This window comes from Paenibacillus baimaensis, from assembly GCF_025567575.1.
The window spans coordinates 244,419-266,884 of the sequence record NZ_JAOQIO010000124.1 but is presented as its reverse complement, the minus strand read 5'-3'; the positions used below and the strand labels follow the sequence as shown (position 1 = coordinate 266,884).

At 46.1% G+C, this 22,466-nt stretch carries 21 protein-coding genes and 1 other annotated feature; of the genes, 13 read left to right on the top strand and 8 right to left on the bottom strand.

The window, feature by feature from the left end:
- Positions 1 to 3: 3 nt before the first annotated feature.
- Positions 4 to 1,314, top strand: coding sequence for an ABC transporter permease (locus OB236_RS37590; protein WP_262688604.1), 1,311 nt, complete (start codon positions 4 to 6; stop codon positions 1,312 to 1,314).
- Positions 1,315 to 1,353: 39 nt separating this feature from the next.
- On the opposite strand, the gene OB236_RS37585 is transcribed toward OB236_RS37590, so the two are convergent.
- Positions 1,354 to 1,863, bottom strand: coding sequence for a TlpA family protein disulfide reductase (locus tag OB236_RS37585; RefSeq protein WP_262688603.1), 510 nt, complete (start codon positions 1,861 to 1,863; stop codon positions 1,354 to 1,356).
- Positions 1,864 to 1,919: 56 nt separating this feature from the next.
- Positions 1,920 to 2,729: a methyltransferase domain-containing protein gene (locus OB236_RS37580; protein WP_262688602.1), complete on the bottom strand. Its 810-nt coding sequence runs from the start codon at positions 2,727 to 2,729 to the stop codon at positions 1,920 to 1,922.
- A gap of 306 nt (positions 2,730 to 3,035) precedes the next feature.
- On the opposite strand from OB236_RS37580, the gene OB236_RS37575 reads away from it, so the two are divergent.
- Positions 3,036 to 5,492, top strand: coding sequence for a type IA DNA topoisomerase (locus tag OB236_RS37575; protein WP_262688601.1), 2,457 nt, complete (start codon positions 3,036 to 3,038; stop codon positions 5,490 to 5,492).
- Positions 5,493 to 5,502: 10 nt separating this feature from the next.
- Positions 5,503 to 5,910: a DUF4395 domain-containing protein gene (locus OB236_RS37570; RefSeq protein WP_076228620.1), complete on the top strand. Its 408-nt coding sequence runs from the start codon at positions 5,503 to 5,505 to the stop codon at positions 5,908 to 5,910.
- A gap of 87 nt (positions 5,911 to 5,997) precedes the next feature.
- On the opposite strand, the gene OB236_RS37565 is transcribed toward OB236_RS37570, so the two are convergent.
- From OB236_RS37565 to OB236_RS37555, 3 genes are all read right to left on the bottom strand, one after another.
- Positions 5,998 to 7,338, bottom strand: coding sequence for an N-acyl-D-glucosamine 2-epimerase (locus tag OB236_RS37565; protein ID WP_262688600.1), 1,341 nt, complete (start codon positions 7,336 to 7,338; stop codon positions 5,998 to 6,000).
- A gap of 159 nt (positions 7,339 to 7,497) precedes the next feature.
- Positions 7,498 to 8,706 carry an MFS transporter gene (locus tag OB236_RS37560; protein ID WP_262688599.1) on the bottom strand — a complete coding sequence of 403 codons (1,209 nt, stop codon included), beginning with the start codon at positions 8,704 to 8,706 and terminating at the stop codon, positions 7,498 to 7,500.
- Between the two features lie 71 nt (positions 8,707 to 8,777).
- Entirely contained in the window at positions 8,778 to 9,059 is a 282-nt protein-coding gene (locus tag OB236_RS37555; protein ID WP_076228623.1) for an ArsR/SmtB family transcription factor, read from the bottom strand.
- Between the two features lie 279 nt (positions 9,060 to 9,338).
- Here OB236_RS37555 and OB236_RS37550 point away from each other — a divergent pair, with 279 nt between their 5' ends.
- The 9 genes from OB236_RS37550 (at position 9,339) to OB236_RS37510 (ending at position 17,085) form a co-directional block, all read left to right on the top strand.
- Positions 9,339 to 10,418 (top strand): CobW family GTP-binding protein, encoded by a 1,080-nt coding sequence (locus tag OB236_RS37550; protein WP_262688598.1) that lies wholly within the window; start codon positions 9,339 to 9,341, stop codon positions 10,416 to 10,418.
- Between the two features lie 363 nt (positions 10,419 to 10,781).
- Positions 10,782 to 11,876 (top strand): sulfate ABC transporter substrate-binding protein, encoded by a 1,095-nt coding sequence (locus OB236_RS37545; protein ID WP_262688597.1) that lies wholly within the window; start codon positions 10,782 to 10,784, stop codon positions 11,874 to 11,876.
- Between the two features lie 112 nt (positions 11,877 to 11,988).
- On the top strand, positions 11,989 to 12,822 hold the full coding sequence (gene cysT, locus OB236_RS37540; RefSeq protein WP_076228626.1) for a sulfate ABC transporter permease subunit CysT: 834 nt from the start codon (positions 11,989 to 11,991) through the stop codon (positions 12,820 to 12,822).
- 17 nt (positions 12,823 to 12,839) lie between these two features.
- A complete protein-coding gene (gene cysW / locus OB236_RS37535; RefSeq protein WP_076228627.1) occupies positions 12,840 to 13,724 on the top strand; it encodes a sulfate ABC transporter permease subunit CysW in 885 nt (294 codons plus the stop codon).
- Between the two features lie 6 nt (positions 13,725 to 13,730).
- Positions 13,731 to 14,792: a sulfate/molybdate ABC transporter ATP-binding protein gene (locus OB236_RS37530; protein ID WP_262688596.1), complete on the top strand. Its 1,062-nt coding sequence runs from the start codon at positions 13,731 to 13,733 to the stop codon at positions 14,790 to 14,792.
- A gap of 115 nt (positions 14,793 to 14,907) precedes the next feature.
- Complete coding sequence (locus OB236_RS37525; RefSeq protein ID WP_076228629.1) at positions 14,908 to 15,717, top strand: alpha/beta hydrolase family protein; 810 nt, start codon at positions 14,908 to 14,910, stop codon at positions 15,715 to 15,717.
- A 57-nt stretch (positions 15,718 to 15,774) separates the two neighbouring features.
- Positions 15,775 to 15,987: a YezD family protein gene (locus tag OB236_RS37520; RefSeq protein ID WP_240418621.1), complete on the top strand. Its 213-nt coding sequence runs from the start codon at positions 15,775 to 15,777 to the stop codon at positions 15,985 to 15,987.
- Positions 15,988 to 16,029: 42 nt separating this feature from the next.
- Positions 16,030 to 16,617 (top strand): NADPH-dependent FMN reductase, encoded by a 588-nt coding sequence (ssuE, locus tag OB236_RS37515; protein ID WP_262688595.1) that lies wholly within the window; start codon positions 16,030 to 16,032, stop codon positions 16,615 to 16,617.
- Between the two features lie 141 nt (positions 16,618 to 16,758).
- The gene (locus OB236_RS37510; RefSeq protein ID WP_083689030.1) at positions 16,759 to 17,085 is read left to right on the top strand and encodes a hypothetical protein; all 327 of its coding nucleotides are present in this window, start codon (positions 16,759 to 16,761) and stop codon (positions 17,083 to 17,085) included.
- Positions 17,086 to 17,186: 101 nt separating this feature from the next.
- Here the strand turns inward: OB236_RS37510 and trpS are convergent, their stop codons facing one another.
- The 3 genes from trpS to OB236_RS37495 form a co-directional block, all read right to left on the bottom strand.
- Positions 17,187 to 18,185 (bottom strand): tryptophan--tRNA ligase, encoded by a 999-nt coding sequence (trpS, locus tag OB236_RS37505; protein WP_262688594.1) that lies wholly within the window; start codon positions 18,183 to 18,185, stop codon positions 17,187 to 17,189.
- A gap of 200 nt (positions 18,186 to 18,385) precedes the next feature.
- Positions 18,386 to 18,649: a binding site (T-box leader), on the bottom strand.
- Positions 18,650 to 18,774: 125 nt separating this feature from the next.
- Positions 18,775 to 19,953 carry a M20 family metallopeptidase gene (locus tag OB236_RS37500; RefSeq protein ID WP_262688593.1) on the bottom strand — a complete coding sequence of 393 codons (1,179 nt, stop codon included), beginning with the start codon at positions 19,951 to 19,953 and terminating at the stop codon, positions 18,775 to 18,777.
- Between the two features lie 105 nt (positions 19,954 to 20,058).
- Positions 20,059 to 20,250 carry a hypothetical protein gene (locus OB236_RS37495; protein ID WP_076228635.1) on the bottom strand — a complete coding sequence of 64 codons (192 nt, stop codon included), beginning with the start codon at positions 20,248 to 20,250 and terminating at the stop codon, positions 20,059 to 20,061.
- Positions 20,251 to 20,642: 392 nt separating this feature from the next.
- Between OB236_RS37495 and OB236_RS37490 the strand changes: the two genes are divergently transcribed.
- A complete protein-coding gene (locus OB236_RS37490; RefSeq protein WP_262688592.1) occupies positions 20,643 to 22,445 on the top strand; it encodes a stalk domain-containing protein in 1,803 nt (600 codons plus the stop codon).
- Positions 22,446 to 22,466: the final 21 nt, after the last annotated feature.

Here is a 22,466-nt window from a genome sequence, read left to right as displayed (position 1 = left end):
GATATGTCGTTACTACAAATGGCTTGGCGTAATTTGATTAACCGCCGTGTACAGACGTTGATAACAGCTATAGTTATTATAATCGGCGTATCGATGGCTTTAAGCATCATGATGCTCTCGGACGGCATCAAGCAGGGAATTGTCAAAGCTAGTGAGCCATACGGAATGATCGTCGGTTCCAAAGGCAGCGCCAATCAGCTTGTGTTTAACACGATTTTTCTGATGGATAATCCATTGGCCAACATCAGTCTTGATTATTATCGCTTGCTTGAAGCAGATCCGAGAGTGAATCTGGCGGTTCCTTTTGCGCTGGGTGATAATTACAAGGGCTTTCGAATCGTGGGTACAAGCGCTGAATTTTTCACTTTAAGAGGCAAACCTGCAGATCCACCTTATTTTCATTTGGCAGCAGGCAGAATTTTTGACAAAGCCTTTGAAGCTGTAATTGGCTCAAAGGTTGCCGCAGAGACAGGTCTGGCCATTGGCGATACATTTGTTTCCGGGCATGGCGTAGCGATGTCCAATGAGCAGGATGAGCACAAGGAAACTCCTTATACGGTCGTTGGTATATTAAACGGTGTCTCAGCTCCATCCGACAAAGGCATCTATGTAACGATGGATAGCTACTGGGTCAGTCACGGACAGCATGGCCATGATGAAGAGACAGAGACAAGTCACGGTCAGGCGGCCAAAGCCTCTGCTGCTCCCACAACGGCACCGGGCAAACCGGGACAAGCGACATTATCCTGGACCACCAACCAGTTGGAAGCACCTCAGGGTGTCACGGCTGCACTGATTAAACCCAAAAGCTATATGGATTTGATGAAAATGTATCAGGAAATCAATCAGGGAGCCAGAGCGCAGGCTGTTTTTCCCGGACAGATTATTGCCAAAATCTTCGATATGATGGGCAGCGGAGAACAGGTATTGAAATATATCAGCTATGTCGTACTTGGGATGTCAGGGCTGACGATTGTACTGGCTTTGTATGGATCGACCATAGAAAGAAGACGCACCGTATCGATATTAAGGGCCATTGGCGCAAGTCGGAGATCGGTGCTGTCCATCGTTCTGCTGGAATGCGTGCTGATTGTCGCGCTTGGGTGCGTCGGAGGTATTGCTGGTGGTTATTTGTTAACGGTGGCTTTGTCCAGGTATATAGGCTCACAAATATCGATTACCGTTATACCGATGTACAATTGGGAACTGCTGAGTATCGTTGGAATCGTTGGGTGTATAGGGATACTCGCAGGGATTATGCCTGCTATGAGCGCCTATCGTATGGAGGCTGCACGGTATTTAAACTCACAATGATCATGGCTTTACAGTGTACAGCATCATAGGAACATAAGGTTAACGAAGCAATTGCTTGAATTTGAGCTCTAGCTGCTTAGGGTCAGTGGTTCCGACAAGTCTGTCAACGATGATTCCGTTCCTGTCTACAAAATAAGTAGTGGGGATTGCAGCAATGTTGTAGGTTTCGGTAACCACTGCTTTGGCGTCCAGTAAAACAGGGAAAGGTATGTGGTACTTACTGACAAAGGCTTGTGCGTCATCGACACGGTCCTTGGATGTGACATTAACAGCCAGAATCTCGATCTGATCCTTATACAGCTCATAAAGTCTGGAAAACTCAGGCGCTTCCGCCTGACAAGGCTCGCACCAGGAAGCCCAAAAGTTAATCAATACCGGCTTGCCATTCAGCGAATCCAAAGAATAGGATTGACCATTTAAAGCTGTGAGTGTGAAAGCTGGAGCTGTATAGCCTTTTTTGGGAAGCTGCTTGTTAGCGCTTGTCAGCTGTTGAATAACGGTTAGCAGCGCCAGACACAGAACAACAGCAAGCACCCATTGTTTTTTCATGGATAGAGCACCTAATTTCGCTAGATGTAAGATGAGAGATCATAGAGCAGAGGGCATTACGAAAGTCTTACACCCTCTACGGCTAGCATATACATCGATAAGGACTGGGCGTCTTGAAGCATCCATTCCCGGTATTCATTTTCCGCTGTTACATATTCATGTTTAGTGATATACCCGTCTTTTTCCATTTGCACGCCTCTGCTTGAAGCGGTATCCGCCCATATTCCGATTCTAGCCAGGAAATCTGGATTTGTTCGATTCGTAACTTCATGATGGGGAGTTACCGTAATGTTCTTAAAGCCAGCTGTATGAAACATGTGAGGAAGATGATCGGCAATCGCATTATCCATACCTGCATCGGAACGCCATTTCAAATACGCAGAGTAGAAAGAAAGCATACTGGAGGGAGGCTGCGGTTCCCAGCATATTTTCTCATGATTATAATCAGCGATCACAACCCGTCCACCGACTTTTGCGGCCGATTTCATCCTGCTTAATGCTTGTAACGGTTCAGATAACCATACGAGAACACGAGCGGAGGTGACGATGTCAAACACTCCTTCATAAGGTATATTATAACTGTCCCCTGTTTCAAAAGCTATCCCCGGTATATTCCCATGAGTTTGACGGGCTTTATCGATCAGGTTTGGATTGCTATCCATGCCTATCACACAGCCAGTTGGTCCTACTGCTTCTGCTATCCCGCGAGTAATTGCTCCGGTCCCACAACCAACGTCAAGTACCTTCATGCCAGTAGTGAGTATGTCTGCAAGCCTTTTATGAGAGTTTGTTAACGATCTGGCATCTAACACGTTGGTCAGCTTTCCTGATAATTCCGCCCGATTATGAGCCGTATTGATGTCCATCATGATCCCTCCTAGTATTGATGTAATGATCTTATCGTTTAAATATCTATTGTTGAAATATATAATTAATATATATTCTATAGGTATTAACTATATAGGTGCTGCTACAAATTGAAAAAAAGTAAACAACCAGCAATAGGACACATGAGTATAAAGCAGCATTGCTACCAGAGAATTAGACATGGTAAACTCATAGATAAAGCTAGATAAACACCGAACCAGGTGCGTTGAAGGTTTACAACAGGTTTGTTTTTCGGGTACCATGGGCGGAGAATGGGTTTGTGTTCGTTGGGAGTGAGGGAAGATTTGAAAACGTTAATTATAGCTGAAAAGCCCGATATGGGACGCAATATTGCAGCAGCCATTGATCCGAAGGCCAAAAACTTCAGAACTTATATCGAAGGTGAGCAGTATATCATTACATGGGCCATCGGGCACTTGATTGGACTGGCTGAGCCGGATGCCTATGACGACAAGTATAAAAAATGGAATTTTAATGATCTTCCGATTATTCCGGATCATTTCAAGCTGATTCCGAATGCGAGGACTAAGGATCAATTAAAGCAGATCGGGGAGCTTGCCAAGCGAAGCGAAAAGCTCGTTAACGCATGTGACGCTGGGCGTGAGGGCCAGCATATTTTTTCATTGATTCAGCGGCATTTGAAGCTAAAGCAGCCAGTAAAGCGGCTGTGGATATCGGACCTGACTCCAGAGACGATTCGTAAAGGCTTTGCCGAATTGCGCGAGGGTGTTGAATACGAGAATTTGACCAAAGCAGCGCGAGTTCGCAGTGAAGCGGATTGGCTGATTGGCATGAACGGCTCAAGGGCTTTTACAACCAAGCATCAGGTGTTGTTGTCCGTCGGGCGGGTACAGACCCCGGTTTTGGCTATCCTGTATGACCGTCAAAAGGAGATCGAAGCGTTCAGCTCGAACAAGTTCTATGATGTAGAGGCACTGTTCAAGCAACAAGAAACCGAGTATAAAGCGCTGTGGCAGGGCGAACGCATTACCGATCCGGCGAAAGCCAATGCGATTGTTGAAAAGGTAAAAGGGAAAATGGGGACTATCGCCAGCTATGAGGTTAAGGATACGAAGGAGTATCCGTTTAAGCTGTACGATCTGACGCTTCTGCAGCGGGAGGCGAATGCGAAGCTTGGTTTTTCCGCCAAAAAGACGCTTGATACGGCGCAAGCACTGTATGAGAAGCATAAGGTGATCAGCTATCCGCGGACGAACTCCAACTATGTGACCGAAGCTAATATACCCGAGATGTATAAGGCGCTGGACCAACTGAAGGGGACATCTTATGGTGAGCTTGCCGAGCAGGCAGACAAGCGTCTTGTGCATAAAAACAACAAAAGCATCTGCAACCCGACCAAGGTGGAGGATCACCACGCGATTTTGCCAACGCATAAAAAGGCTGGCGGGTTATCTAATGACGAACAGCAGGTTTATGATTTGATTGTACGGAGATTTTTGGCACAGTTTTACCCTCCCGCGGAGTACAAAATTCACACGGTGTTAACCGAGGTAGAGTGGGAAATGTTTAAGAGTACGATCAAGCAGCTGCTTTCCTTGGGCTGGAAGGTCATTTATGCGGATCAAAAAAAGGGCAAGCCGATGTCTCGCGGCAAGGCAGACAAGACGGACGAGGATGAGGTCCCGGAGGAGGAGATCACAACCCCGTTCAGCTTGCAGGCAGCTGAAGCTGTAAAATGCACAAAAATTGCAGCTAAGGAAAAAGAAACACAGCCCCCTAAGGCGTATACAGAAGGAACGCTGCTGAAGGCAATGGAAGGCGCAGGGAAGCAGATCGAGGATGAGGAGCTTCGGGATGCGATGAAGGATTCAGGTCTCGGAACTCCCGCTACGCGAGCTTCCGTTATTGAGCGGTTGAAGCAGGTGGACTACATCGTGATGCAGGGCAAACGAATCATCATCACGCAAAAGGGACGCACAGCGGTCGAACTGATTCGTTCCGCAGGTGTGGATCTGTTAACCTCGCCGGAGATGACAGGTCATTGGGAACGCAGGCTCAATGAAATTGCCCGCGGTGTCGCGTCTGACGAAGCTTTTATGGCGAACGTGAAGAAGTTCACAAACCTGATCATCGAGAAGGTTCGGGTGCAGTCGAAAGCAGCCAAGCAAGCTTTCGAAAGTGCGGCTGGTCCAGCGAGCGCAGGTGCGAAGCGGACGACACGCACGCGTAGCAGCGAAGGCGGTGCGGAGGCGAGCGGCAGCGCAGGAGCGGCTGGAGGCGCGAAGCGGACGACGCGCACGCGCAGCAGTGACGGCGGTGCGGAGGCGAGTGGCAGCGCAGGAGCGGCTGAAGGCGCGAAGCGGACGACGCGCACGCGTAGCAGCGAAGGCGGTGCAGAGGCGAGTGGCAGCGCAGGAGCGGCCACAGGCGCGAAGCGGACGACACGCACGCGAAGCAGCGACGGCGCTGCGCAGGCTGCCATGGCCCGCGGCAGCATAGCGGCCTGCCCGCGCAGCGGCTGCGCGGGGCGGATCATCGCCGGCAAGCGCGGCTATGGATGCACGGCATACAAAGCCGGCTGCGGCTTTGTACTCTGGAAGGACAGCTTAGGCGCCTCGCTATCCGAAACGGATGCCCGCTCTTTAATCGAGCGAGGCCATACAGCTCCAATCCGCAGAATCGATGAGAACGGCAATCAGACGGAAGCCAGGTTATATCTATCAGACACCAATACCGGACAGCTTGCATTAGAACCATCCATTACGATAAATCGGAGGTGAACGGTTAATTATGAAGGAAATACCGATTCCATACGTACGTTCCAATCAGGTGGGTATTGTGCTGTTCGTACTGCTGGCGATCTTGCTGCAGCAGCCAATTTTGATTATTATTTTATGGGCCCTTCAAGTGATACCGATGGTGCTGGGTCTGCGTGCAAACCTTTTTATTAATATTGCCAAGCCCTTCTTGACCAACAAAATACAGGGAGCACAGACTGAATCGCAAGAGCTGCTTCGTTTTAATAACTCGATTGCGGTTGTGTTGTTATCGATTGCTGTCATTTGCTTTTGCTTCAGTTGGTCTTCTATCGCGGGTTATTTGTTTGCCGCAATGGTTGGGATCGCAGCTTCCATTGCAATCTGCGGCTTTTGTATCGGCTGCTTTTTATATTATCAGTGGAAAAGCAGAACCAGATAACGGCTGTTCATATTCCGTATCATTCACATTTTTAAAAAAACAAAAGACGCTCCGTTTGCAGTTAAGCTACTGCAACGAAGCGTCTTTTTATGAATAAGATTCAACCTCGGCTTGGCAAGGGCTAGCCATTTCATTAGCCCGATTACTCGGAAATAACCACAGCTTCGGTGTATCCTTAAGCTTTGATATGGAAAGTATGAACGGTTCTGTGGGGAATTGCCCGCTCTGAAGCAGCACGTTGCAGCCATCAACTTTTATAACCCCGATTTGCACATCGGATCTTATGCCTGCATCCTGAATCACCTTATAGTTATCGCTTATTGCAGCTGATGCAGGATCAATTCTTTTTTGGAATTGCAGCAGCAGTCTATCCCTGCCTTGACGCTTAATTGCCATTAGCTTTGGTTTTTCATCGTACATATAGGCTCCGAGATGATATTCGTATGCAGTCCAGGTCCGGTAGCCGAGTGACTGACTGTGTGTCGAGAAGCTCTCCAGCCAGGCTCGATTGCGCCGCATAGGACGAAGCGAACCGATATCCGTCTGCACACTGAGGGGCAAATCAGGATGGATCGCTCGAATCCGTGCAGCAAATGGCTCATAATGCTTAATGTAGTCAGCAGGCAGCCGCCAACGCATCCAATCCGGCCAATGGGTTTGAATGACGTGGAAATCAGGTTTAACATAAGAGATCATCGAAGCAGCATCAAGTCCATGAAATTCCCTAACCTTATCCACAGAGTCAGCCCCGGCATTGACACCAAGCGACCAGGTCGCGATTTGGATTTCTGGTCGAGCCTCGCGAACGCCCCCTCGACCGTTAATTAATTCATGCAAAAAACGATTGACAGTCGCTACGCGAAATTCGATCCAGTCCCTGTAGAGAGAGGTGTTTCTTTTGTAGTACAAGGGTGAGCTTTTTTGTTTAAAATCGGGAATTTCACTGCCATATTGCTGCTTGAACGCAGCTCTGGCATAAGGTCCGACATCGCCATACACCCCGCTTGCAATCCCGTTCCACTCAGGGAAATAAGGCTCCGCTATTTCCAATCCATCAAACTGATGAGCCTTGACCAAAGCGGCCATCGTCTGCTTTTTCCACTCTACATAACGGTAGCTGTGGGGAGAGAGGCGAAAATATCCATCATTCACCGGCCTAAGCAGTGTCATCTGCCAATCGGGCCAATCCTTCGGCAAATGATCCGTAATATAGGTTCCATTACCAAGCAGCGTAGCCCAAACCATGATACCCCGTGCCCGAAGCAGCTCAACCAGCCTGCCGTTCACCTTATTTTCATCCGTTACAAAATAATGGACCGACCGATAACCAGCGAACTCGAGCTCATCGACAATACTTTGTTCGGAACGGCCTGTATAGTAAGGGAAAACCGGATCAATTTGGATGGAACGACCTTCCCATTTGTGCATCATAATTGCCCCTTTGATTGACTATATATAAGGAGTTATTCCATTCATTCTGCTTGCCGGACTGTGCCGGGTTGTGATATTCGTACCAAGCTTATTCGATGAGCCGAATGGATATGCCTGCTTCTATACTAACGCATAAGGTTATAAGGGGCAAAGTGTTTAAGCGAGCTTTTGAGCTTCTGCTTTAAGCAGACTTTGCTGCAGAGCTTTCCGTCTTGAGTGTGAACGGGAAAGCCCGAGAGAGGCAACAGCAGTACCGGCAGCTACAGCAACACCCGCGGCTCCGATCCAGCTAATCGACGAAAGTGATGCCTTTTCCACGATGATGCCACCGATTCCCGCTCCTGCTGCCATTGCGAGCTGAAGCACCGAGCTGTTCAAGCTTAGCATAATACCTGATGCTTCCGGAGCAAGACTGATCAAATGGTACTGCTGCGTAGGACCGGAGGACCATGCTGCGAACGACCATAACATGAGCAGAGGGAAGACAATAGCAGGGGAATGAGCGGCTAATGACAATAGGATAAGTGCCACGGTATGAAGTGTCATCCCGCTGATCAATGTACGAGGAACGCCCCACTTATCTGTACTGAAGCCACCGAATTTGGAACCGATCAGGCTTGCGATCCCAAATGCGAACAATCCTGCGCTTACACCTTGCTCGCTCATTCCTGTTACCGTAAGCAAAAATGGGGAAATATACGTATAGGCAATGGCGTAGCCGGAAATCCAGAAGAACGTAATGGACAACGCGACGGCAATTCGTGGCTCTTTAAGCAGTGCCAGTTGTTTGCGCAGAGGTACAGGCGCCTCGCCATCTGTTCGTGGAATTACATAAGCAATAATGAGTATGGCTAACAAACCGAGTACACCAATCCCCCCAAAGATCATTTTCCAATTATAGACCGATGCGACAACTCTGCCTAACGGAACACCAATAATCAGCGAGGTGCTAAAACCCATAACGAGCGTGGCTATTGCGCTGCCCTGTTTCTCAGGAGGTGCCAACTTGGCTGCCACAGTCAATGCGGTAACGACAAATACCCCTGTGCTCAGCGCCAAAATAATACGTGATCCAATCAGAAAATCAAATCCGGGTATGGCGACGGCGATTCCATTGCCAATAACGAATACCGCCAGTGAATATAGCAGCAGCTTACGCCGCTCGACACGGGCTGTGACGGCCATCAGAAAAGGTGTACCGAACGCATACGCCAGAGAAAATACGGTGATAAGCTGGCCTGCTGCAGCTACTGACACTCCACTGTCGGAAGCTACCTTATCCAGAATGCCCGCAATAATAAACTCCGATGTTCCAACCAAAAAACTGACAATAGCCAGCATATAAATTTTCCATGTATTTGACATGAACAAACGGCTCCTCTCACGTTTACAATAATTTTATATTTCTAGATATATAGAAATAACAAGCAAAAAAATTACACAAGCAAATAAGGGGCATACTTGTGTGCCATTTCGCGATTCACACTATAGAAGATATAGGTTCCGTCCTTGCGAAGGTCCAATAAGCCGCATTCCGTTAATTGCTTCAGGTGATGAGACAGCGTGGAGCCAGCGACAGATTCCAGCTTGCTTCCAATATCGGAGCAGCACAGATTCTTTTCATCAGTAAGCATCATAGCGATTTTGAGTCGGGTTGGCTCTCCAAGCGCTTTGTATACTTTAACGGCTTGCCGTAGGTCTGCATGTTCTTCCATCATTGTGATCGCACCCTTTTTTTGATTGTTATTTCTATATCCGTAGAAATTAAAGTATCACAGCTTAACTCGAATGTAAATAGAAAAAATAGTAAAGATAAAATTTAAGTTAAATATAATAGTAATAATTACAAATAATTGACTTTTGCAACAAAGGAAGCTACAATTCTATCATATTGCCTACGAAAACAGCTGCAAATGCTTACGAAGCCAATTTTCTACGAAAACAAAGCGGATGCTTACGAAGTAAAGTTTTCTACGAAAACTCTAAGGAGACTAATCATGATAAAAACAGTACCTGTACATATACTTTCCGGTTTTTTGGGTAGCGGGAAAACAACATTATTAACGCAAGCTTTGGACTATTACAGGCTGAGCGGGAAGAAACCGGCTGTGTTGATGAATGAGCTGGGGGATGTGAATTTGGACGGTATGCTCGTGGATGACGAGGTGCCAATGACAGAAATGCTTAGCGGATGTATCTGCTGCACGATACGTGGAGATCTCGGTATGGAGCTGAGAGAGTTGATCAGGGATCATACACCCGATGTTATTTTCGTTGAATGTACTGGCGCGGCTAATCCTATTGAAATCCTGGATGGAGTTACGGATGCTTCGTTGTTGACAGAGATGGAGCTGAAATCGCTCATTACGGTAGTTGACGCAGCGCAGCTTCTTGAGCGGCACAGCAAAGGGCATGGCAAAACCTACAAGCTGATGCAGGATCAGATTCGCTGCGCTTCCGAGCTTATTTTGAATAAAACGGATTTAATCAGCTCAGCCGACCTCCTCACGCTGGAGCAGGCTATTCGTGAATGGAATCCGACCGCTCCCATGACGGCAACGATCCGCTGTCAGGTTGATTTGGGGATGTTTGATCGTTTGGATGGCACTGACGAGAAGATGACAGCCGCGACTCCAGCACCTATCGAGCATGACAATCATACTTCGTGCAGCGATCCCTCCCATGACCATAATCATCACGATGAGAGCTGCAGCCATACTGCACATACACATATTGACGAGCAGGTTCATGAACATGAGGAGCATGCGCATCATCATTCTCACGATCATGTTATGGTATATACGCATTATTTTCAACAATCCATCGATAGTGAACAATTCGAAAACCTGGTAAGCAAGCTGCCGGCTGAGATTTATCGGGCCAAAGGCATTTTACGCTTCTCCGATACATCAAGCCTGTTTTTGTTTCAATATGCATATCGTGAGATGGATTTTGTCAAAATTACTCCGAAGGAAGAGGTTCCAAGCGTAGCTGTATTCATTGGCGAGCATTTTTCCAAAACAAAGCTGGCAGCTGATTTGGCAGCGTTGGAAAATATTGCAACTACTGAGAGTTGAGATATGTTGAGATATCCTGAGTCATCATATTGAATCGACAACGATTATCCATAAGAAACCGTTTCTCTTGCCGTGCATATACAGCAGAGAAGCGGTTTTTATTTGTGCAAAAGAGGTGCTGCGATCTTAAAGAAATTTCCAAAAACGCATTGACACCAATCTCTGGCGATGCTAATATACTGAATATAAAACAGAGTAAACACATCGGAATTATATATCGTCTACCGGACAACCGGAGCTATATAGTCATAATTTCGAAGCTAACCGGCGCATATCATAATAAAAATTCTACATAGCGGCTGGTTTTACTATCCTGTCTAGATTATTTATAAGATATATTGATACTTAGGGGAGAGATTAATTATGAACAGACATTGGGGTAAGCTTACGTTAATCAGCGCCATTTCGCTATCTTTATTGGGATTGACAGCTTGCGGAGCAGCAGCTCCAACCACACCGGCAGCTCCAGCACCAGCAGGTGACAACAAATCGGCTGCAGTGACACCGGCGCCAACACCCAAACCACCCGTTGAAATTTTAAACGTCTCCTATGATCCGACTCGTGAACTTTACGCAGAATATAATAAAGCATTTTCCGCTTACTGGGAAAAGAAAACTGGCCAAAAAGTAACCGTAAAAGCTTCACACGGAGGTTCAGGCAAGCAAGGACGTTCCGTTATCGATGGCTTGGCTGCTGATGTTGTCACATTGGCGCTCGCTTATGATATTGATGAAATTCAAGGAGCGGGCTTGATTCAAAAGGATTGGCAAAAAAAGCTGCAGCAAAACAGCACACCATATACCTCAACCATTGTTTTCCTTGTGAAAAAGGGAAATCCGAAAGGGATCAAGGATTGGGATGATCTCATCAAGCCAGGTGTTGAAGTCATTACTCCTAACCCCAAAACGTCCGGAGGCGCACGCTGGAACTATATAGCAGCCTGGGGCTATGCTTACCAAAAGTTTAATAAAGATGAAGCCAAAACGAAGGACTTTGTTCAAGCTCTTTTCAAAAATGTGCCGGTACTGGATTCAGGTGCTCGTGATGCCACAAATACGTTTGTACAACGTGGTATTGGTGATGTATTGCTGGCATGGGAGAATGAAGCGTACCTTTCCATCAATGAATTTGGTAAAGACAAATATGAAATTATTACACCATCGCTAAGTGTATTGGCAGAACCACCAGTAGCGGTTGTAGATAAAGTTGTCGACAAAAGAGGTACTCGTGAAGTGTCGCAAGCGTATCTGGAATACCTGTACACTGAAGAAGGCCAAAATATTGCAGCTAAAAACTACTACCGTCCTCGTTTGGAGTCCGTAGCCAAGAAATATGAAAACCAGTTTACGAAGGTAAAGCTGTTCACAATCGATGATGAGCCATTTGGCGGCTGGACCAAGACCCAGGCAACACACTTCGCAGATAAAGGCACATTTGACCAAATCTACAAACCATAAGTTCAAGACGATTACGAGATGCTTACGAAGAGAGTTTTCCAAGGAAAACAAAGCTGATGCTTACGATGTGGAGTTTCCCAAGGGAAACTCTTAAGTCAGAGGAGAGGAATCCATGGCAAGTAAATGGAAAGAACGAAGTGTATTGCCCGGATTCGGGTTATCAATGGGATTCACCGTGCTCTATTTAAGCCTGATTGTTTTATTCCCTTTGTCAGCGATTTTTATCAAAACCTCGGGTCTGACCTGGATGCAGTTTTGGCAAACCATTAGTGATGCCAGAGTGGTTGCTTCCTACAAAATCAGCTTTGGGACTGCTTTCGGGGCCGCAGTTATCAATACGATTTTTGGATTTATCGTTGCTTGGGTGCTGGTCAGATACTCTTTTCCGGGTAAACGCTTTGTCGATGCACTGGTGGACCTACCGTTTGCACTGCCAACAGCAGTAGCGGGGATAGCCCTGACGACGATATATTCGAAAAACGGCTGGATCGGCAGTATTCTGGAACCGCTCGGATTCAAGGTGGCTTATACACCGATAGGTATTATGATCGCTTTGACATTTATCGGTATCCCGTTTGTGGTTCGAACCCTGCAGCCAGTAATTGAAGAATTGCAAAAGGAAACCGAGGAAGCTGCGGTCAGCCTGGGCGCTCATCGATGGAAAACTTTTACCAAGGTAATTTTTCCGGAGCTTCTGCCAGCCGCACTTACCGGATTTACATTGGCCTTTGCTCGTGCTGTCGGTGAATATGGCTCCGTAGTATTTATCTCGGGCAATATGCCGATGAAGACCGAGATTGCTCCACTTCTGATCATGACCAAGCTCGAGCAATATGATTATGCAGGTGCTACAGCCATTGCCCTCGTTATGCTGGTGATATCGTTCTTTTTGTTGCTGGTCATTAACTTCATCCAATGGCGGGCTAACCGCTTTAATGTAACTTAGAAGCAGGAGGAAACACCATGGCCGGATATGTGGCAACCGCAAAAGCAGGTTCGGTTACTCTGGACAGACCCAGACATATTACTGAACCGGCGGTCGTAAAGTGGGTTTTAATTAGTATCGCTTTGCTGTTTTTGGGACTTTTACTCGTACTGCCGTTAATTTCAGTATTCGTTGAAGCGTTTCGTAAAGGTGCTGAAGTGTATTTCAAGGCACTTACGGATCCGGATGCGGCTTCAGCAATTCGTTTAACTTTAATGACTGCTGCAGTTGCGGTGCCTCTAAATTTGCTGTTTGGTTTGTCAGCAGCATGGGCAATCACCAAATTTAATTTTAAAGGTAAAAACCTGCTTATTACTTTGATTGATCTGCCTTTTGCCGTATCTCCAGTTATATCGGGACTAATATTTGTATTATTATTTGGTGCAAAAGGCTGGTTTGGCCCGTGGCTGGATGATCATGACATTAAGATTCTTTTTGCGCTACCGGGTATAGTTCTCGCTACCGTGTTTGTGACTTTTCCTTTTATCGCCCGCGAGCTGCTTCCGATCATGCAGGCTCAGGGAGTACAAGAGGAAGAAGCGGCGGTAACACTTGGAGCCAAGGGCTGGCGCATTTTTTGGAAGGTAACACTGCCCAACATCAAATGGGGACTGCTGTACGGAATTATTTTGTGTAATGCGAGGGCGATGGGCGAATTTGGTGCGGTTTCCGTCGTGTCCGGTCATATCCGGGGATCTACGAATACGATGCCGCTGCATATCCAGATTCTCTACAACGAATACAATTCCGCAGGAGCTTTTGCGATGGCCTCTTTGCTGCTGTTATTGGCGGTAGTGACCCTTGCGGTTAAAAGCATCATCGAATGGAAATTTAATGGGACACAGCAGATAGAAGGGGAGTAGGGGAGCATGCATATTGTAGCCAAACACTTGATGAAAAGCTTTGGCAGCTTTCAGGCCACCAAGGATGTCAGTTTTGAAATCGAAAAAGGCAAGCTGATTGGTTTGCTGGGACCCAGTGGCGGTGGCAAAACTACTGTTCTTCGAATGTTAGCTGGACTCGAAGATCCGGATTCGGGAGAAATCCTCTTTCATGGCAAAAAAGTCAACGATATTCCGCCGCAGCAGCGCGGGATCGGCCTTGTATTTCAAAACTATGCTTTGTTCCGGCATATGAGTGTATATGATAATATCGCTTTTGGTTTAACGGTACAAAAACGCAGTAAGCAGCAGATCAAGGAGCGCGTCACGGAGCTGGTTGAGCTTACAGGCCTGAAGGGTCTTGAAAAACGTCTGCCTCATCAACTATCCGGAGGTCAGCGTCAACGGGTAGCTTTTGCCAGAGCGATTGCACCAGAGCCGCAATTGCTGCTGCTGGATGAGCCTTTTGCCGCCATTGATGCCAAGGTTCGTAAAGAATTGAGGACATGGTTGAAAAGCATGATTAATCGGTTAGGTATTACGACGATTTTTGTCACACATGACCAGGAAGAAGCCGTTGAGGTTGCCGATCAGATTATGATTATTAACCAAGGCAGATTGGAGCAGAAGGGGTCTCCGATAGAGATTTATCAGCATCCACAAACGCCATTTGTCGCCGGCTTCATCGGTGAATCGAATCAGGTAAGTGATATTCATCGCTTTAAAGGCTTCAATAACGTGGCAGTCAGCGAGACAAAAGCTACGATTCGGCCGGAATTTGTGGAAATTGGCTTTTTAGGTGAAATTTCAATTCCATCCGCAGCAGAAACCGGAATCGTTAACAATATTTATTTCCGCGGAACGAATTGGCAAGTTGAAGTAGAGGTTAACGGACAAATCCTGTTTGCTTATCGCTCCCTGGAGCTGGAAACGCTAAAGCCATCCGATTCTGTGCTTGTGTTGATACATCGCGTTTATTTATTTCATGAGCAAGAGCATCTGACAGTAGAAAATGCACTCAAAACGGATCCGATGCCGGTTCATATCTAAAATAAATCGGGCTTGGACGTTTGGTAAATGAGCAGTACGTGGAATACTAGTAGGAAACCTGCACAAGCTTCGTTTACCAAACATCTGGGGCTTAACACAGAAAGGAAGAGCAGCCATGGAGCATCATATTACAATAAGCAGTGACCAAGTGGAATTAGCGGCTACGCTGCACTATCCCCCATCTACTGGAGATAAGAACCCGATTATCATTATCGCACACGGTTTCGTAGGCAATCGAATTGGTGTGGATCGATTATTTCTAAAGGCTGCCAGAGAATTCAGCAAACAAGGATTTATGGTACTTCGCTTCGATTATGCAGGATGCGGTGAAAGCACAGGTAATTATGGATCAAGTGATGTGGACGCTATGATTGCACAAACCCGACATGTAATAGACTATGCAATGCAAATCGGGTGCGTTGATCCGACACGTGTCATTTTGCTTGGACATAGCTTGGGCGGTGCAATTTCGGTATTAACCGCAGCGAGAGACAAGAGAATCAAGTCACTCGTACTATGGTCCGCAGTAGCCTATCCTTTTAATGATATTATCAAAATTACAGGTAAAAAAGTGTATGAGGATGCGGTGCAATTTGGTGCTGCTGATTATTTGGGTTATTCGTTTGAGCCGCAATTTTTTGAATCGTTATCGAAACATCAGCCGTTTGAACAATCCAGGAAATTTAATGGGGATGTATTGCTGGTTCATGGTACGAATGATGATGTGATTCCGGTTGATTATTGCTTCTTGTACCAAAAGCTGTTCTGGATGAGATCTCAAGGACAATGCGATAAAGAAGTGATTTTTCAAGCAGATCATACGTATTCATCGCATCAGTCCTATACCCAGCTTCTATCGACAACCCAAAACTGGTTAACTTCAATAGAAAAACAAAAAAGTGATTGGCATGATTGGACTATTTAATAGTTACGCTTCAATTCCGACTATGCACATGTTATTAATATGAGTGGAGGTTATGATATGGCAAAACCGTTGGAAGTTGATGACATATGGACACAAAGGATACTTAATTCCGTGAATGGTTTGGAATATGGGACTGTGCAAATCGTGATTCATGATGGTAGAATAGTACAGATAGAAAGAACCGAGCGCAAACGCTTTGAAGCTGAAGCCGGAGCTCGTGATCGCGAGCATAGCGGAGTGAACAGACAGCAGATTCGCAAAAATAGCTGATCGGAATTATGGATAACGATTCATATAAAAGGAGTGAACTCAATGGCACGTATTGCAATAATATCTGGTAGTCCTTCAGCAACTTCGCGTTTAGATGGAGTTCTGCAGTTTGTGAGTAACGCTATTCTTGAGAAAGGGCTGGAGGTGCAATGGGTAAATGTACGTGACCTGCCGCCTGAAGATTTATTTTATACACGATTTGACAGTCCAGCGATCACGAATGCCAATCGGATTGTTGCCGAAGCCGATGCAATCGTCGTTGCTTCTCCCATATATAAAGCGTCTTACACAGGAGTATTAAAAAGCTTCCTCGACCTCATACCGCAAAAAGGTCTGGATGGAAAGGTGGTACTTCCGTTGGCTATTGGCGGTACGATAGCTCATCTGCTTGCCATTGATCATGCGTTCAAGCCTGTGTTGTCTGCATTGGGTGCGCATCATATTTTGTCAGGTGCATTTATATTAGATTCTCAGGTTATTCGCGCCGAGGACAACAGCTTTACTTTTGTTCAGGAAATTGAAGAGAGATTACAGGGTGTGGTGCAATCGTTCATTACCGAAACGGTATGGCGTAAAGAAAGAACGGATGCGAATGCAATTGAATCGGTTAATGAACTACCTGTATCTTAAGTAGACGGTCTTATCAGATCCATTTATGGAACGACAACCTATAAACGAAATATCAGTCTTGTCTACCTGACATCGGGAGGCTTCAAGCTGCATTTATTGCAGGGTGAAGTCTCTATTTATTAGATTAGGAGGTGAATGACTATGAATGATGTGATAGTCCAAGACCACTCGGAATTGGAAGTAAGCGAGGCAGATGCCCTTCATTTGCCAGACATTCAGTTTGTCAATTATTGCTTTCAAACCTTTGGGCTTAATCGTGGTATTTATAATACGATTGATCAATGGCTTTACAGCACGGGTTATCGTGAGATTACATCAAGACGCAGTCAAACCATTAATTTCCTTAAGGATATTCAACAAAAGCATGGGAAGGACCAGAGCAGTATCCTTCGATTCGGCAAGGGAGGCTTAACGAAGCAGTTGTATGATTTTATACATCTGCCCAAGCCGATTTTTATGTACAGCTAACTTCGTTCATGCGGGATTGTGGACGTCACATTATGGATGATCAGAAGGTAAGCGGCCATCTAAATGATGACCGCTTTTTATAATGTTTAAATGATTGGTTTTCAGCGGGGCTGTGCGAAATAGGCGATTCCCATAGCTTCGCGTACTTCCTGCATCGTTTCACGAGCCAAGGCTCTTGCACGCTCGGTACCGCTTATCAAAATTTCGTCGATTTGCTTAGGGTAATTGCTGATGGCTTCGCGCCGCTCGTTCATCGGTTCCAACAGCTCATTAATCTTGGCTGCAAGCTTTGTCTTGCATTCGAAGCAGCCGATGGTCCCTTGGGTGCAATTCTTGTAGATATCATCTGCCTGTGGAGCATTAAAGGCTTGATGGTAGCTATAGATCGGGCATATATCAGGATGGCCCGGGTCATTCTTATGAATCCGCTCTGGATCGGTAACAGCTTTCTGTATGAGCTCTTTGACCTGCTGTGGGCTCGAATCCAGGGAGATGGCATTGCCAGAGCTTTTACCCATTTTACGACCTCCATCAAGGCCGGTTAAGCGCGGAATATCGCCGACCAAAGCTTGAGGCTCGGGAAATACCGGTCGATAGAGGTCATGAAAACGGCGTATGATTTTTCTCGTTTGTTCGATGTGGGGGACCTGATCCTCGCCAACAGGGATGAGCGTTGCACGGCAGATGGCTATGTCTGCTGCCTGACTGACGGGATAGCCAAGAAAGCCATAATTCAACTGCTTATAACCCCGCTCAGCAGCTTCTGTCTTAATCGTCGGATTATGACGTAGAGAGTTAACCGTGACGAACATCGAAAAATATACAGTCAACTCGGCAATTTCCGGGATCATGGACTGAATAAATAAGGTAGAACGGTTGGGATCTATACCAGCTGCCAAATAGTCCATGGCTACATGACGCAGATTATCGCACACAATAGCAGGATGATCGAAGTGCGTTGTCAGTGCCTGAACATCGGCCAACAGGACAAAGCACTCATAGCTGTTTTGCAATTCGACTCGATTTTTCAAACTCCCGACGTAATGACCAAGGTGCAGCTTGCCGGTAATACGATCTCCTGTTAAAATTCTTTCTTGCATTGAAATTCCTCCTAAAAGCTTTGCGAAGCAAAGCTAGCTTCGTAAGCATCAACTGAGCTTTGCGAAGCAAAGCTGGCTCCGCAAGCATGAATGGGGCTGCGAGCAAACTTATGGATGCATCCTTCCAATCTGAGATACGCCAACACCAGCCATCCTCCATGGCCATCACCCCCTTTTATGAAACGCAAAAAAACCTCATCGCAAAGGACGAAGTTATCGTGGTACCACCTTTATTCATCTCCGGTATGAAGATGCACTCTCAAGTACGGACAGGCTCATCAAGAGCACTATCGATACAGCCCTCATGGTAACGGAGAGGGAATCCCGGCTTTGCCTACAAACAAATACGTTCGGCCAAGCAACTCCGAAGTCCATTCACACGTCGGCCGGGGATGGTTCGCACCAAACACCATCTCTCTGAAACCCGCCTCCAACGGCTACTTACCCTTCATCATCGTCGATACATTATGAAAGGAAGTATACGCCGGTGTGAGGGAGTCGTCAAGTATGAACAGAAACTTGCTCTTGGCCTGTTTAATTGCGTGGTCGGAGAGTATGTTCAACAATTCCAAGAAAATGAAGACTGGAATCAGGAATTGACTGCTTGCACATGTTCGCGAAATTCGTTCCGTACACGCTGAAGCACTGCAGGATCGATCATAACATCATAAGCTGTGTTGGCAAGCGCCTTAGCGCCAAGCAGCATGCCTTCGAACGCTTGAGGCGTCATCGCTTGATCACGAAATTCCTCCGTATGTAGAAGTTCTCCGCCACGGGTTACCTGGATGAAGGGATGAATAGCGGGACAGTGCCGGGATACGTTCCCTAAATCAATTGAACCATGATCTTTGCCGTTGCGAATATCCGCCTCATTGATCCCCAAATCCACTAAATTAGCTGTAAACAAATCGGACAAAACCTCGTTTGAAATCATTTCATCATAGGAGTACTCATAATTGGTCATCTTTAACGTACATCCGGTTTGCAAGGCTGCACCTTCTGCACAGCGTTTGATTTTTTCTACCAATGCATCGGTATAAGGGCGATTGTCGCTTCGGATATAAAATTGCGCAGCGGTTGTCTCCGGTATGATATTTGGTGCTTTCCCGCCATCGCTGATGATGCCATGAACACGGGCATGACTTTGCATTTGCTGTCTTAAAGCATTGATCGATTGGAAGAGCAGCAGCACGGCATCGAGTGCATTAATTCCCTCATGCGGACTTGCTGCAGCATGCGCCGGTTTGCCTACATATTCAAATTGCAGCGCGTCCATCGCAAGGGAATGTCCTGATTTTTCATACGTATAAAAAGGGTGGGCCATCAACGCAAAATCAACGTCATCAAACAAACCGGCCGCAGACATGGGCACCTTGGCACCCTTCGTTTCCTCCGCAGGCGTTCCATATACACGAATGGTTCCACCGACTGTATCAAGAACTGATTTAAGACCAATTGCGGCTGCGAGTCCCATCGTGGAGATCAGATGATGACCGCATGCATGTCCAAGCTCTGGTAGTGCATCATACTCGCACAAGAAAGCGACAGTAGGACCGGGAATACCAGAATGATACGTAGCAATGAAGGCTGTAGGTAAATCGAGTACAGGATTTTGTATATCAAAGCCGTAATTCCTAAGCTCATCGATCAGTCGGGCTGAAGCCAGCCATTCTTCGTGTCCAAGCTCGGGATGCTCTCCAATAAATCGAGCGACTTGAATGAGTGGCTCTTTATGAGAATCAATCGTCGTATTAATCGTTATTTTCATCCGTCGTCGCCCCTTTGTCATTCACTTAGGTTCATTATAACCAAAAAGACCTCCATGGCTCAATATGCTGAGCTCAGGAGGTCTTGGATGAGATAAAGTAGCGTTTTATTGGACTTCTTTACGATTCGGTTCCGTGATTAATCGATTTTCTAAAGACTTTTTAATTTTGTGCATACCCTCAATTTCAAACTGATGGTTTTCACGAAAGCGAACACCTGTCAAAGCAAGTGCTTCATTTAAAGTAAGCTCTACCGAAATCGTCTGTTCTTGTCCATTATTTTGTTGTCCGTAAGTCATTGTTCATCGCTCCTCACAAGCTGATTTATGATGCTGGATTGTGCCTAAACATATAAATTCATAGCGACAGTTAGAGTGCCGGATTTGTAAGAAAAGCTTGATATTGCTTGATTTAAATATAACATAACGTGTAATGTTAAGCAAGGGCTTCTGCAAATAAAAGTCATTTATTTTCGAGGGAAAAATCGGAAAATTCTCCTCAATTCTTGACCCTAATTGAATGAAAAATGAATAAGGCATGATTTGGAAGAAAACGGTTTCAATAGGGTTGTTCACGATTTTAACACAGCGTTTTTTGCCGTTTCAACTGGACGGTTACGATTCGAACATGGTACTATGCATAGGAGATCATGGTTCGAAAACAAATATTCACAAAAAAGGAGTTACCGCACATGTTTCGAATGGTTGCTGCCGCAAAAGCAACATTATTAATGAGTACTGCCCTTGCAGTTGGAATGATGAACGTTCCCTCGGTTCTTGCTGTTTCCGTTTCCTCGATCCAACTTCAGCTGTTTGCTGGAAATTCCGAAGCTATCGTAAATACTCAAAAGATTAAACTGGATGAACCACCCGCAATAATTAACGGACAATTTTATTTACCCGCCAAATGGGTTGCAGACGCACTTAAAATTCAGCTTTTTTGGGACCATGACACGCAGACCGCACAAATGCTGACTTCAAAGGCATTTATACAATTCAATCCGTCACTGAATCAGATACAGATTAATGGCAAACCGATTCCGTTCGATTCTGTCGCCGAGATCCGTAATGGGCGGCTGCTTGTAAAGCTGACCTGGCTTGCCCCTTATACGAATATGACGTATCGCTATGATTCTGCATCCCAAAGTGTAGAGCTGAGCAGTCTTGGGGAGCCCGCTTCCGCTTACAAAGAATCAACGCTTCATAATGACGATACCCAGCCAAATTCGAAACCTATTGCCAAATTCGCATTAGGGAAAGCTTCCTATCGATTAGGTGAGCCTGTGACCTACACGGACTTAAGCTATGACCCGGATTCGGAAGGGCTGCCTGGGTATAACTGGATTGGGAAACAGGAAGTCTTTTTTAAGCCGGGCACTTATACGGTAACGCTTCAGGTTAAGGATGGTAAAGGAAATGAAAGCGAGCCGTTCTCGCAGACAATAACGGTTCTCGACGTTCCTTACATTAGTGATCAGGCGTATCCGTTTTATTTTAAACCGATAGGCAGTTTGTTATCCAAAGAATCCGTAGCATCCATTACCGTGAGACAGTCTTTGGAGAATCCAATAATGTCCGTGCTGCCCAGACCATCGGAAGAACGTCGTTTGCTTCTTGGGAGTAGTTCAAAACCTATTGTCGAGAAGGGATTTTTATTCAGGGAAAATATGAATGGTCGTGCCCGTTTGTACACCCAATATATCAATGGGATGAGCAGCGCTGCACAGCTTGCCATTATGATACGTAATCAAAGTGATACACGCTCTGTTACTGTCAGCACAACAGCGGTTGCTGAGTCGCAGGCTTCCATTTACACACCTATTCTCGGAAGTAAAACAGTTGAAAGCTTTCTCACGAATCATTCGGAGTCGGGCAGTATGACAGTAAATCCCGGTACTGCGGTTTTGTATAAGGTAAGTCAGGAGTTAAGCTCTGGACAGGGCTTTCAAGGACTTTATGATATTCAAACAGATGGAGCAGTCGAGGTATCTTATGTAATGATTTCGCCTGGTGAACAACCATATCAGCTTGGAGCTTATCGAACCGTGCAATCCAAAGATTTACGGCATACCGTATCTCCGGCTTCCGAGGTGAGCTTTCAGTTAGATACAAGATCTCTAAAGGAGCCGGTTTCATTCAGTATTGGTGATGGTTCTATTGAACCGCTGCTCAATGGAGTCACCAAGGAAATGGGATCCGACTCTGTGCAAGCAGTTACCTATGGAAGCAATGCCGGAGTCCGTTATCGGATTGGTCTGGAATTTAACGGTAAGACAGCAGTCGCATTATATCCACGTGGTGGCTTTTTTGAAGGTTCAGTTCGGGTCAACGGCAATGTCATTTCGATACCTGCAGGTGGATTAACCTCAAATGAAGCCTTGCTGCTTCATCGCACATCAGTTTCTGAAAAGAAAATTGAGATCGAGCTAATGGCCTCGGAAAGCAACCAGCTGCCCGTAGATTTCATTGTTTATCCACTGCCCGATAAGCAGTAGTATTCCATCATAAAGGAGTTC